At 47.8% G+C, this 12,800-nt stretch carries 9 protein-coding genes; all 9 read left to right on the forward strand.

Annotated elements, in window-relative coordinates; genetic code table 11:
- Positions 1–981, forward strand: coding sequence for an ABC transporter permease (locus AC4OGX_RS17280; protein WP_493331897.1), 981 nt, complete (start codon positions 1–3; stop codon positions 979–981).
- 73 nt (positions 982–1,054) lie between these two features.
- The gene (locus tag AC4OGX_RS17285) at positions 1,055–2,131 is read left to right on the forward strand and encodes a sugar ABC transporter substrate-binding protein (RefSeq protein ID WP_493331898.1); all 1,077 of its coding nucleotides are present in this window, start codon (positions 1,055–1,057) and stop codon (positions 2,129–2,131) included.
- A 149-nt stretch (positions 2,132–2,280) separates the two neighbouring features.
- Positions 2,281–3,330: an NAD(P)-dependent alcohol dehydrogenase gene (locus AC4OGX_RS17290; RefSeq protein WP_493331899.1), complete on the forward strand. Its 1,050-nt coding sequence runs from the start codon at positions 2,281–2,283 to the stop codon at positions 3,328–3,330.
- Position 3,331: 1 nt separating this feature from the next.
- A complete protein-coding gene (gene xylB, locus AC4OGX_RS17295; RefSeq protein ID WP_493331900.1) occupies positions 3,332–4,801 on the forward strand; it encodes a xylulokinase in 1,470 nt (489 codons plus the stop codon).
- Positions 4,802–4,974: 173 nt separating this feature from the next.
- Positions 4,975–6,444, forward strand: a complete 1,470-nt coding sequence (gene tilS / locus AC4OGX_RS17300; RefSeq protein ID WP_493331901.1) for a tRNA lysidine(34) synthetase TilS — start codon at positions 4,975–4,977, stop codon at positions 6,442–6,444.
- The gene (gene hpt, locus AC4OGX_RS17305) at positions 6,428–6,955 is read left to right on the forward strand and encodes a hypoxanthine phosphoribosyltransferase (RefSeq protein WP_493331903.1); all 528 of its coding nucleotides are present in this window, start codon (positions 6,428–6,430) and stop codon (positions 6,953–6,955) included. Before tilS ends, hpt begins: the two co-directional genes overlap by 17 nt.
- 16 nt (positions 6,956–6,971) lie before the next feature.
- Positions 6,972–8,819, forward strand: coding sequence for an ATP-dependent zinc metalloprotease FtsH (ftsH, locus tag AC4OGX_RS17310; RefSeq protein WP_493331904.1), 1,848 nt, complete (start codon positions 6,972–6,974; stop codon positions 8,817–8,819).
- 30 nt (positions 8,820–8,849) lie between these two features.
- Entirely contained in the window at positions 8,850–10,895 is a 2,046-nt protein-coding gene (locus AC4OGX_RS17315) for a glycoside hydrolase family 13 protein (protein WP_493331905.1), read from the forward strand.
- A gap of 138 nt (positions 10,896–11,033) precedes the next feature.
- On the forward strand, positions 11,034–12,752 hold the full coding sequence (locus AC4OGX_RS17320; RefSeq protein ID WP_493331906.1) for a glycoside hydrolase family 2 protein: 1,719 nt from the start codon (positions 11,034–11,036) through the stop codon (positions 12,750–12,752).
- Positions 12,753–12,800 lie beyond the last annotated feature (48 nt).

Below are 12,800 nucleotides of genomic sequence, written 5' to 3' on the forward strand. Positions count from 1 at the left end.
ATGAAATCAAAAACATCGCACTATTTACAAAAGTTAAGTATTTTTATAGTACTGATCGTACTTTTTATCATCTGCAGTATCATAAGTCCTTATTTTCTGCAGTACAGCAACCTGATCAATGTAGCCAGACAGTTGTGTGTCGGAATCCTGATCGCCTACGGTGAAATGCTTCTGATCATCAGCGGTTTTTTGGATCTGTCGGTGGGCTCGGTACTGGCACTGGCCGGAGTATTCTCGGTATCCGTATACAAGTCAACACAGTCTATGGCAATGGCCCTGATCGCAGCATTGGTGACCGGCATTGTCTGTAACCTGATCAATGCAGTATTTGTGGGACACTTCAATGTGCCGGCTTTCATTGCAACCTTGGGTATGCAGCAGGCAGCCAGGGGACTTGCACTGTATTTTACCGGTGGACAGAACATCCTGCAGCTCGGCAAATTCGTGAAGATCGGACAGGGAATGGTCGGACCGATCCCGGTGCCTGTCATTATCATCGTCGGGGTCACCATTGTCGTCTGGTATCTGGTCAATAATACGAGGTACGGACGAAGCCTGTACGCGATCGGCGGCAGCAGGGCGGCGGCAGAGGCCAGCGGTATCAATGCAAAGAAGAGTATTTACATATCTTATATTTTAAACGGGATCATGGTTGGTCTTGCGGGAATGATCTTTATGGCACGTAACAATGCGGGTCTTCCAAACGGAGCAGTAGGATACGAGATGACAGGTCTGACAGCAGCCATCGTCGGCGGAACTTCCTTCACAGGAGGAATCGGAACGGTCAGCGGTACGATAGCAGGTGCGTTTATCATCGGATTCTTGGAAAATGTTATGAACCTGCTGGGAGTAAACTCCTATATCCAGCAGATCATTGAAGGTGCGATCATCGTACTTGCAGTTGCATTTGACGTTGTCAGCAAGTCCAAGAAGTCACGCAAGGTCATTATTGTAAAGGAAACACAGGAGAGCAAGAAATAAATTTGTACCTGATCAGCCTGTGAGTGTGCAGGTTGATAAGTAAATAAATTCATGTTTAAGGAGGAAAAGTATTATGAAGGCAAAGAAAATCGGAGCAATGTTATTGGCAGCGGTTATGACCGTATCACTTGCAGCATGCGGCGGAGGTGGAAAAGGTGATTCAAAGGGGGATTCTTCTTCCGGTTCTTCCTCAGATAAGAAGCGCGTCTGCTTCGTGGCCCGTGCAAGTGCGGATACATTTGCAGCATGGCTCACAACAGAGATGAAAAATGAGGCAAAGAACTATGACAATATCGAACTGACCTGTGTCAGCGGTGAGGGTGACGATAACAAGGAAAATGGACTTTTGGAAGACTGTGTGACAAAGAATTATGACCTTGTCATCGTACAGTCCAACAACAACGGCGCACAGGCTCCTTATGTACAGCAGCTCGTGGATGCAGGGATCCCGGTCATCACCACAAACCCGACGACTCATCAGAGTGACCTGGACGGAAGCGATGATGAATCTGTTATGGAAGGAACAGGAACTGTCGATGCAGACCCGATCGCACAGGCAAAGGTGAGTGCAGACAGAGCAGTAGAAGAGGTACCGAAGAATGCAAATGTCGTAGTTTTAAACGGCCCATCCGGAAACTTCCATGCGGATAAGAGAAGAGAGGCCTGGACAGAGTATTTCTTCGACAAACGTTCTGATGTAAAGATCCTCTATGAAGATTATGCAAACTGGAACAGTGACGAGGCTCTGACCTTGATGGAGTCCTGGGTACAGTCTGGAACACATATTGATGCGATCATTTCCATGAATGATAACATGGCAGCAGGTGCGATCGAAGCGATCAGAGATAACAAAGAGTATATTGCAGAAGACGGAACACCAAGCTTCCTGGCATACGGCGTAGATGGTACGGCACAGGGATGCCTGCTGATCAAGGAAGGTCTTCTGACTTCAACAGCACTGCAGTCCGCAGCAGACCTTGCAAAGAAAAACATGGAATATGCTGACAAGGTAGTGAACGGAGAAATGAAGGTTACAGATGTAAATGACTATGTTGATGCACCGGAGATCAACAAGGATAATGTCCAGGAATATATCCAGATGTATATTGACAATGGTGAAATTACGGATGACGGTTCTCTCAGCAAATAACCCATCCGTGCCCTAAAAGGGCGGCTGATCTGAGAATGAGAGATAAATAAAGAACTGGCTGCCTGGTAAACTTAGTTACCAGGCAGTTTTAGTAAAAGGGTGCAAAAACAGCTTAGTTTAAGGATTCATAATGAAAGGAGATTATAAAGATGAAAATGCAGAAGGGTGCTTTTATGAGAGGAACAAACAATATGGTCCTCAAAGAAATTCCTGTACCGGAGGTGGGAGAAAAGGAGGTTTTAGTTTCCTTGGAATATGTAGGGATCTGCGGGTCCGATGTCCATTATTTTCACAATGGGAACTGCGGCGCGTATAAGGTAGATCTGTCCGAGGATTTTATGCTGGGACACGAGTGTGCAGGTACGGTAGTAGAAGTCGGGGCAGGCGTAACTGATTTAAAAGTGGGCGACAGGGTAGCGCTGGAGCCGGGGATCACCTGTGGAAAATGTGAGGCATGCAAGTCCGGCCATTACAATCTCTGCCCGGATGTTGTGTTCCTGGCCACTCCTCCGGTTCAGGGATGCAATGAGGAATATATTGCTTTCCCGGCAGATATGTGCTTTAAACTTCCGGAAAATGTTTCTACGAAAGAAGGTGCGCTCATCGAGCCTTTATCCGTAGGCTTCTATGCAGCGGAGCAGGGGGCCGTCAATACAGGGGATACGGTGATTATCCTCGGCGCAGGATGCATCGGCCTGGTGACTCTTCTGGCTTGTAAGGCACACGGGGCAGGTCAGATCATTGTGGCAGACCTGGTGGATGCGCGTCTGGAAAAGGCAATGGAGCTGGGTGCTACGGCGGTTGTAAACAGTGGGAAGGAAGATATTTTTGAAAAAGTAAAGGAGCTGACCAATGGACGCGGATTTGATGTGGTATTTGAGACGGCAGGCTCTGCAGTGACGATCGCGCAGACTCCGTTTTTCGTAAGACGCGGCGGAACGATCACATTGGTAGGGATTTCTGCACAAGAAGAGATCAATTACAATTTTGCGCAGATCATGGACAAAGAAGCTACGATCAAGTCTGTGTTCCGTTATAAAAATATTTATCCGAAGGCCATCGCGGCAGTATCCGGCGGGGCAATTGATGTGAAAAGTATTGTAACCCATGAATTTGACCTGGAGCATATTCAGGAGGCTTATGAGGAGGCTGTCAATAATAAAACGGATCTGGTAAAGGCAGTCATAAAGGTGAAATAGTATGATCTATATAGGGATTGATTTGGGAACATCGGCTGTCAAGCTGCTGGCGATGGACGAAAAAGGTGTGATACGAAAGGTCGTTACAAAGGAATATCCGCTCTACTTCCCGCACCCGGGCTGGTCACAGCAAGATCCGGAAGACTGGTATGAGCAGACGATAGAGGGCTTGAAGGAGCTGGTGTCAGGACTGAATGCTTCTGAGGTTGCGGGAATCGGTGCAGGAGGGCAGATGCACGGTCTGGTGGCTCTTGATGAGGCGGATGAGGTGGTGCGGCCGGCAATTCTATGGAATGACGGAAGGACCGGGAAGCAGACGGAGTATCTCAACGGGGTGGTCGGGAAGGAACGACTCTCCGCGTATACTGCAAATATCGCATTTGCGGGGTTTACAGCGCCTAAGATCTTGTGGATGAAGGAAAATGAGCCGGAACTTTTCCAGAGGACGGCAAAGATCATGCTGCCGAAGGATTACATTACATACCGTCTGTCAGGGGCTTTCTGCACGGATTATTCAGATGCGTCAGGAATGCTGCTGCTGGATGTGGAACACAAGTGCTGGTCAGAGCAGATGATGGAGATCTGCGGCATACGCAGGGAACAGCTTCCGCAGCTCTATGACAGCTATGAGGTGGTCGGAACATTGAAACCGGAGCTGGCAGAAGAACTGGGCTTATCACCAGAGGTTAAGATCGTCGCAGGGGCCGGAGATAATGCCGCTGCTGCGGTGGGGACAGGAACGGTCGGCGAGGGGCGGTGCAACATTTCCCTCGGAACGAGCGGGACGATCTTTATTTCCAGCCGGAATTTCCGTGTGGATGACAACAATGCGCTGCATTCCTTTGACCATGCAGATGGATACTACCATCTGATGGGATGCATGCTAAGTGCGGCGTCCTGCAATAAGTGGTGGATGGATGAAATCCTGCAGACAAAGGATTATGCAAAAGAACAGGCACAGATCCAGAAGCTGGGTGAGAATCATGTATTTTTCCTTCCGTATCTGATGGGAGAACGCTCCCCGCATAATGACCCGGATGCACGGGCCATGTTTGTGGGTATGACCATGGATACGACCAGAGAAGATATGACCCAGGCAGTCATGGAGGGCGTAATCTTTGGACTGAGAGATTCACTTGAAGTGGCAAAAAAATTAGGCATTCAGATTGAGCGGACCAAGATCTGCGGAGGCGGTGCCAAAAGTCCGCTGTGGAAGAAGATGACCGCAAATATCCTGAATATGGAGGTTGATGTCATTGAGACCGAGGAAGGGCCCGGATACGGCGGCGCAATCCTTGCCGCGGTAGGGTGCGGACGATTCAAAGATGTCGAGAATGCGGCGGAACAATTAGTGAAAGTGATAGACACAGTAAAACCAGAGCCGGAATTAGTTTCTAAGTATGAGGAAAAATACCAGCAATTTAGAAAATACTATCCGGCAGTAAAACAGCTGTTTAAAGAACGGGTGTAGGATACGATAGCTGAAAATAAGGGCCGGAATGCGTCGGAGAGGATGAAGACGCATTCCGGCTTTTCGAATGGGCATCATAAAACTTGAGAATATTCTGAAAATGGCGAGCAAAGGGGTCTGACCCCTTTGCAGATCCCCTTGCATTCACCATCAAAATTGAGTATAGTTTACATATGATGGAAAAAGTAATCAAGTTTATTGAAAAGTATCATATGATAGTAAAAGGGGACAAGGTGATCGCAGGGATATCGGGCGGAGCGGATTCGGTATTCCTGCTTTTTGTGCTTCTAAAGCTTCGGGAAAAAGAAGGAATTGAAATCACCGCAGTTCATGTCAACCATGGGATCAGAGGGGCGTCTGCCCAATCTGACGAGGAGTTTACGGTGGACCTGTGCAGGAAGCACGGGATAAAATGTGTGGTTTATCATGAAAATGTAGAATCAATTGCCAAAAAACGGAAACAATCTGTTGAGGAGGCGGGGAGGAATGTCCGCAGAGAGGCTTTTGAAAAGACATTCAGGGAAGAGCATGGAACCAAGATCGCCATGGCCCACCACCAGAATGATAATGCGGAAACTCTGCTTATGAATCTGGCAAGAGGAGCCGGGCTGAAAGGCCTGGGAGGCATCCGGCCTGTGAATGGGAATGTGGTGCGTCCTCTTTTGTGCCTGACCAGGCAGGAGATCGAAGCGTATTTAAAGAAGCTGGGCCTGTGCTGGTGTCAGGATGAAACCAATGATGAGGATGACTACACCAGGAACCGGCTGCGCCACTTTGTGATCCCGTTTCTGGAGGAACAGGTGAATACGCAGGCAGTCCGGCATATGAATGAAGCCATGGAACAGGTGCGTATGGTAGAGGAATATCTGGAAGAGCAGACCCGGGCTGCGGCAGCGGTCTGTATTCGGGAGAAGGAGCCGGGAGAGCTGCTGATCCAAAAAGATCTGTTTCTCAGCCAGCCAAAGGTGATTCAGAGAATGCTGGCAAGAAAGTGCCTCGCTATCGCAGCGGAGGCCTGGAACAATATATCCATTGTACATGTAGATGCATTGATCAGCCTGTTTGAGAAACAAAGCGGCAGGAGCAGGAACCTTCCTTATTCCGTAAAAGCGCTCCGGACATACGAGGGAGTTCTTTTGAAAAAGAATCCGTCGGGGGCGGACGGCGTGAATCACGCGGAAATAAAAGGTACTGCAGGAGGAAAGGGGACCCAGGGGACATTTTTAGGGTCATATGTATTGAAGGTTCCCGGGATTACAGAAATAAAAGAACTGAATCTGACGATTTGCTGTAGTATCCTGGAAAAAGGAAAGGATTTTTCGGTAAATCAGATACCGCAAAAGAACTACACGAAATGGATGGATTATGATATAATAAAGGGTAACCTGATTGTCAGGACAAGGTTAAGTGGTGATCGCATTGTGATTGACAAGTCAGGACGAAGTCAAAAACTAAAATCATATCTCATTAATGAGAAGATACCGGCAGAGGAACGGGACAGTCTGCCGCTGATCGCAGACGAGGATCAGATTTTATGGATACTGGGGCACCGTATGAGCAGTGCCTGCCTGGTCACCGAACAGACGGACCGGGTATTAGAGATAAAAGTAACGGAGGAGAAAGATCATGTCAGAGAAGATTAAAGTTTTAGTATCAGAAAAAGAAGTAGACGAAAGAATCGAGGCATTGGGAAAGCAGATCAGTAAAGATTACGAAGGAAAACAGGTCCACTTGATCTGTGTATTAAAGGGCGGCGCATTTTTTATGTGCGAACTGGCAAAGAGGATCAGCGTGCCGGTCTCTTTAGATTTCATGAGCGTTTCAAGCTATGGTGACGGGACGGCTTCAAGCGGTGTCGTACGCATCGCCAAGGATCTGGATGAGTCGATCGAGGGAAAGGATGTCCTGATCGTGGAGGATATCATTGATTCCGGAAGAACATTATATTATCTGATGGACATTTTGAGAAAGCGTAATCCAAACAGCCTGCATTTATGCACACTGTTAGATAAGCCGGAGAGACGCGAGAAGGACGTAAAAGTAGATTACGTCGGATTTGAAATACCAGATGAGTTCGTAGTAGGCTATGGCCTGGACTATGCTCAAAAATATAGGAATCTGCCATATATCGGTGTGGTGGAAGGAGTAGAATAGGAAGGAGTACACACCATTGAACAACAAAAAGTATAAGGGCGCGGGCGGTGCGACATTTCTTACATTTATCGTCATAGTGTTTCTTGCACTCTGGCTGACAAACCGTATGCAGGTCAGAGAACAGGATATGACTTACCAAAGCTTTGTACAGGAAGTAAAGAATCAGAATGTGCAGGATGTCAACATTAAGCAGAACAAGACAGTTCCAACCGGAGTCGTGACCGTGACGCTCAAGGACAGTGACACAACAAAGCAGGTCAATGTATCTGATGTAAATGCAGTACAGGAACTTTTGGAGAAGTATAAGGTCGACTATCAGATGCCGAACGTACAGGAGGATTCCTGGCTGACGACGTTACTGATGCCGCTTTTGTTTACATTGCTGGGGATCACATTGATCTTCATGTTTATGAACCGTCAGGGAGGCGGTGCTAATGCAAAGGCAATGAACTTCGGCAAGAGCCGTGCAAGGATGACCACAGACACTGATAAGAAGGTGACATTTGCAGATGTGGCCGGGCTAAAGGAAGAGAAAGAGGAGCTTGAGGAGATCGTGGATTTCCTAAAAGCACCGAAGAAATATATCCAGGTAGGGGCCAGGATCCCGAAAGGGGTTCTTCTTGAGGGACCTCCGGGAACAGGTAAGACCCTGCTTGCCAAAGCTGTTGCGGGAGAAGCGGGAGTTCCGTTTTTCAGTATTTCCGGTTCTGACTTTGTGGAGATGTTTGTCGGAGTCGGCGCATCCCGTGTTCGTGACCTGTTCCAGGATGCAAAGAAAAATGCTCCGTGTATCGTCTTCATTGACGAGATCGATGCAGTCGCAAGGCGCAGGGGAAGCGGGCTTGGCGGCGGACATGATGAGAGGGAGCAGACACTCAACCAGCTGCTTGTAGAGATGGATGGTTTCGGAGTAAATGAAGGCATCATCGTCATGGCAGCGACGAACAGAAAAGATATCCTTGATCCGGCGATCTTAAGACCGGGACGTTTTGACAGGAATGTCATCGTAGGAAGACCTGATGTGGGCGGCAGGGAAGAAATCCTGAAAGTCCATGCAAAGAACAAACCGCTCGGGGATGATGTGGATTTAAAACAGATCGCCCAGACCACTTCTGGTTTCACGGGTGCAGACCTGGAGAACCTGCTGAATGAAGCGGCGATCCTGGCGGCTAAGGAGGGCAGGGTATACCTGCAGCAGTCCGATATCCGGCATGCATTTGTCAAAGTGGGCATCGGGCCGGAGAAGAAGAGCCGCATCGTGTCTGATAAGGAACGCAGGATCACGGCATACCATGAAGCGGGCCATGCCATATTGTTCCATGTACTGCCTGATGTGGGGCCTGTCTACAGTGTATCTATCATTCCGACGGGAGGTGCAGGCGGTTATACGATGCCGCTTCCGGAGAATGACGATATGTTCAACACGAAGGGGCACATGCTTCAGGAGATCACGGTTTCACTTGGGGGCCGCGTGGCAGAGGAAGAAGTATTTGACGATATCACAACTGGGGCATCCCAGGATATCAAGCAGGCTACGGCGATCGCGAAGTCTATGATAACGAAGTTTGGTATGTCAGAACGCCTCGGACTGATCAATTATGATAATGACAGTGATGAGGTATTCATCGGACGTGATTTTGGACACACATCAAGGGGATATGGTGAAAAAGTGGCCAGCACGATCGACGAGGAAGTCAAGAGGATCATTGATGAATGTTACCTGAAGGCGAAATCCATTTTAAAAGAGTATCATTCCGTCCTTCAGAAGTGTGCAGAATTACTTTTAGAAAAAGAAAAAATTACAAGAAGTGAATTTGAAGCACTGTTCGATAACAATGATGAATGGGGCAAGAACTTCCAGTAATGGAGGTCCTTGCCCCAAAGGAGGTTTTTTATGAACGAGGACGCACTATTTAGTGATGGAACGTCCAGCTATGTGATTCCTGCAGAACCAAAGGAAAATGAAAGGGTAAGAATCAGGTTCCGTACAGCAAAGGATGATGTAGATGAGGTACGGATCTCCACAAAGATCGGCGGATACCGAATGAAAAAGACAGTATCCGGTGATGTATTTGATTACTATGAAATCGAGTGGCAGTTAAGTGATGAGCCGTTTTCCTATTGTTTTGAAATCAGGAAAGGGGAAGAGGTATGCTATTATAACCGCTGTGGTATTGCTAAGGAAATCGTGGATTTCTATGCGTTCGTGATCGTTCCCGGATTTTCTACTCCGGAATGGGCCAAGGGCGCAGTGATGTATCAGATTTTTGTGGACCGTTTTTATAACGGTGATCCGACCAATGACGTTGAGGATTGGGAATATATTTATATTGGGGAACCCTGCCAGAAGGTAAAGGACTGGAATCAGCTGCCGCAGGCCATGGATGTCCGCAGATTTTATGGCGGAGACCTGCAGGGTGTTTTGGAAAAACTGGACTATCTGGAAGAGCTGGGTGTGGAGGTCATCTATTTTAATCCATTGTTTGTATCTCCGTCGAATCATAAGTATGATATTCAGGATTATGATTATATCGACCCGCACTATGGTAAGATCGTGGAAGACGGAGGTTTGACTCTGCCCGAGTGGGCAGCGGATAATATCGAGGCGACCAAGTATCAGAAGAGGACAGGGGCTAAGGTTAATTTAGAGGCAAGTAATGCCCTGTTTGCACGTCTGGTAGACGAAATGCATAAACGAGGGATGCGCGTGATCCTGGACGGAGTATTCAATCACTGCGGGTCTTTTAATAAGTGGATGGACAGAGAACGGATTTACGAACAGCAGGAGAGTTATGAGAAGGGGGCATTCGTAAGTGCGTGGAGCCCTTACCGCACCTTCTTTCATTTTTTTAACCAGAGTGATTCTGCCTGGCCGTATAATTATCAATATGACGGCTGGTGGGGGCATGATACACTGCCGAAGCTGAATTATGAAGATTCACCAATGCTGGAACAGTACATTATGGATGTGGCCAAAAAATGGGTGTCGCCTCCGTATAATGTGGATGGATGGCGTCTGGATGTGGCGGCTGACCTTGGATACAGCAATGAGTATAACCATATGTTTTGGAAGCGTTTCCGCAAGGAAGTGAAGAAGGCAAGACCGGATGCTCTGATTCTGGCGGAGCATTATGGTGATCCGGCGGAATGGCTGCAGGGAGATGAATGGGACAGTGTCATGAACTATGATGCTTTTATGGAGCCTGTTACCTGGTTTTTGACCGGGATGGAGAAACACAGTGACGAGCGCCGTACAGATTTGTGGGGCAATGCAGACAACTTTGTGAACACAATGAACCATTATATGTCCACGATGCTCACACCGTCTCTGCAGGTAGCGATGAATGAGCTTTCCAATCATGACCATTCACGGTTTTTGACCAGAACCAACCATATTGTAGGCCGCGTGGAGCAGCATGGTTCCAAGGCCGCAGAAGAAGGGGTCAATCCGGCTGTGATGAGGGAAGCTGTTGTGATCCAGATGACCTGGGTGGGTGCACCGACTGTGTACTATGGAGATGAGGCGGGGGTATGCGGGTTTACAGACCCGGATAACCGAAGATCCTATCCATGGGGCAGGGAGGACCAGATGATGCTGGGCTTCCATAAAGAAATGATCCGTATCCATAAGAAGCAGCACCCTCTGCGCCAGGGGTCTCTCAGGATATTATACTGGGAAGATAATGTGCTTGCGTATGGAAGATTCCAGGGAGAAGAGCAGGTCGTCGTTGTATTGAATAACAGTAAAGATCTAAAGCAGATCACGGTGCCGGTATGGAAGGCTGAGGTTCCGATGAAGGGACGCATGAAGAGGCTGATCTATAGCTATGAAGAAGGATATACGACAGATTATGATGAGTATATCGTGGAAGATGGAGAGATCGTGCTCAATATGGGGCGCCATTCGGCTGTCGTCATGAGGACGATCCGTGAAAAATAAAGATGGATAGGGAAAATCTCTTAGATTAGTGGTAGAATATAATCTAAGAGATTTTCTTTTTTAGTATTGGACATAGAATTATAAGGAATCATATAGGATAAAGACATAACGATACAATATGCAGAAGGGAGCAGACGCATGAAACAGCTTTATACCAGATGGGGCAGAGAATTGGATTCAGAACATATTTTGGAGGAATATCCGAGACCTCTTCTTGTGAGAGAAGGTTATATGAATTTAAACGGCCGCTGGGAATATGCTTTCACGAAGACCTTTAGAAGGCCGGAAATTTTTGAGGGAACCATACTCGTTCCATTTTCCCCGGAGAGCGTCTTATCAGGAGTCGAAAGGCAGTTAAAGCCGGATGAATATCTATGGTATCGCCGAAGTTTTTCTGTATCCCCTGGAGTTTTAAGGGAGAGTGCACAGCGCCGTCTGCTGCATTTCGGAGCAGTAGACCAGGCATGTATCGTATATGTGAACGGTCAGGAGGCGGTCCGGCATACAGGGGGATATCTTCCGTTTGAAGCAGATATTACGGAGCTGCTCATAGAAGGGGAAAATGAACTGACAGTTGTAGTGAAGGACTTAAGCGATACTTCGTATCACGCAAGGGGAAAACAGAAGCTAAAAAGAGGCGGAATGTTTTATACGGCACAGAGCGGCATCTGGCAGACCGTCTGGATGGAGGATGTGCCAAAGGATTATATCAAAGAGATCATAGCAGAGCCGGATTTTGATGCAGGCAGGGTAAAAATAACGGTGAAGTCAGAAAAGTCATGTCCCATGGAAATTAGGATACGGGATGAACAGCTTTTGAAAACACAGTTTTGTGTGGAGGGTACAGCAAATAAGCCTATCGAGATCATACTCCCTGAGGTTCGTCCGTGGACCTGTGAAGACCCGTATCTATACTACTTTACAGTGAAGATGGGAAATGATACGGCAGAAAGCTATTTTGCAATGCGGACCTTTACAGTTGAGAAGGATGAGGACGGAATCCCAAGGATCTGTCTGAACCATCAGGTGCAGTTCCAGAAGGGCGTGCTGGATCAGGGATACTGGCCGGACGGACTGTATACCGCGCCGAGCGACGAGGCTTTCATCTTCGATATCCAGTCCATGAAGGATATGGGGTTCAATATGATCAGGAAACATATTAAGATCGAACCTCAGAGGTGGTACTATCACTGTGACCGTCTGGGAATGGTCGTGTGGCAGGATATGGTAAATGGGGGCAGCACCTATAAACCATGGTTTGTCACATACGGTGCCACAGTCCTGTCCTGGAGGAATGTGAAGATAAAGGACGGACTCACAAGGCTTTTGTCAAGGCAGGAGAAGGCCGGACGGCTGGAATTCATTCGGGAAATGAAAGAGACAGTACGGATTCTGAAAGGGCATCCCAGTATTGCGGCCTGGGTCATCTTCAACGAGGGCTGGGGACAGTTCCAGGCCGCAGAAATGACGGAGATCATGAGGAACGAAGATCCGTCCAGGCTGATCGATCAGGCGAGCGGATGGTTCGATCAGGGAGGCGGAGACTTCCAGAGCATTCATAACTACTTTTTTAAGCTGAGGATTAAGCCGGAAGAAGACAGGGCAACGGTTCTTTCTGAATACGGAGGATATTCCATGCGCGAGGAGGGTCACAGCGCATGCCTTACGCAGTATGGATATGGGATATTTAAGGATAAGAGACTGTTGAATAAGGCTTATGTAAAGCTTGAGAAGGAAGTTGAGGAGCTGATACCAGAGGGCCTTTGCGCCAGCGTCTATACGCAGCTTTCGGATGTGGAGGAGGAAGTGAACGGGATCTTTACTTATGACAGGGAGGTGTGCAAGATCCGTTGTTAGAATCCACAACTTTATCCAAATAATCGCATATCTCACAGTTGGTTCTCC

The sequence above is a fragment of the Faecalicatena sp. genome, assembly GCF_058819085.1.

Excerpts from the sequence above, each read along its gene's own strand:
- AC4OGX_RS17280 (WP_493331897.1), top strand. The coding sequence starts at position 1 with ATGAAATCAAAAACATCGCACTATTTACAAAAGTTAAGTATTTTTATA.
- AC4OGX_RS17285 (WP_493331898.1), top strand. The coding sequence starts at position 1,055 with ATGAAGGCAAAGAAAATCGGAGCAATGTTATTGGCAGCGGTTATGACC.
- AC4OGX_RS17290 (WP_493331899.1), top strand. The coding sequence starts at position 2,281 with ATGAAAATGCAGAAGGGTGCTTTTATGAGAGGAACAAACAATATGGTC.
- xylB (WP_493331900.1), top strand. The coding sequence starts at position 3,332 with ATGATCTATATAGGGATTGATTTGGGAACATCGGCTGTCAAGCTGCTG.
- tilS (WP_493331901.1), top strand. The coding sequence starts at position 4,975 with ATGATGGAAAAAGTAATCAAGTTTATTGAAAAGTATCATATGATAGTA.
- hpt (WP_493331903.1), top strand. The coding sequence starts at position 6,428 with ATGTCAGAGAAGATTAAAGTTTTAGTATCAGAAAAAGAAGTAGACGAA.
- AC4OGX_RS17315 (WP_493331905.1), top strand. The coding sequence starts at position 8,850 with ATGAACGAGGACGCACTATTTAGTGATGGAACGTCCAGCTATGTGATT.
- AC4OGX_RS17320 (WP_493331906.1), top strand. The coding sequence starts at position 11,034 with ATGAAACAGCTTTATACCAGATGGGGCAGAGAATTGGATTCAGAACAT.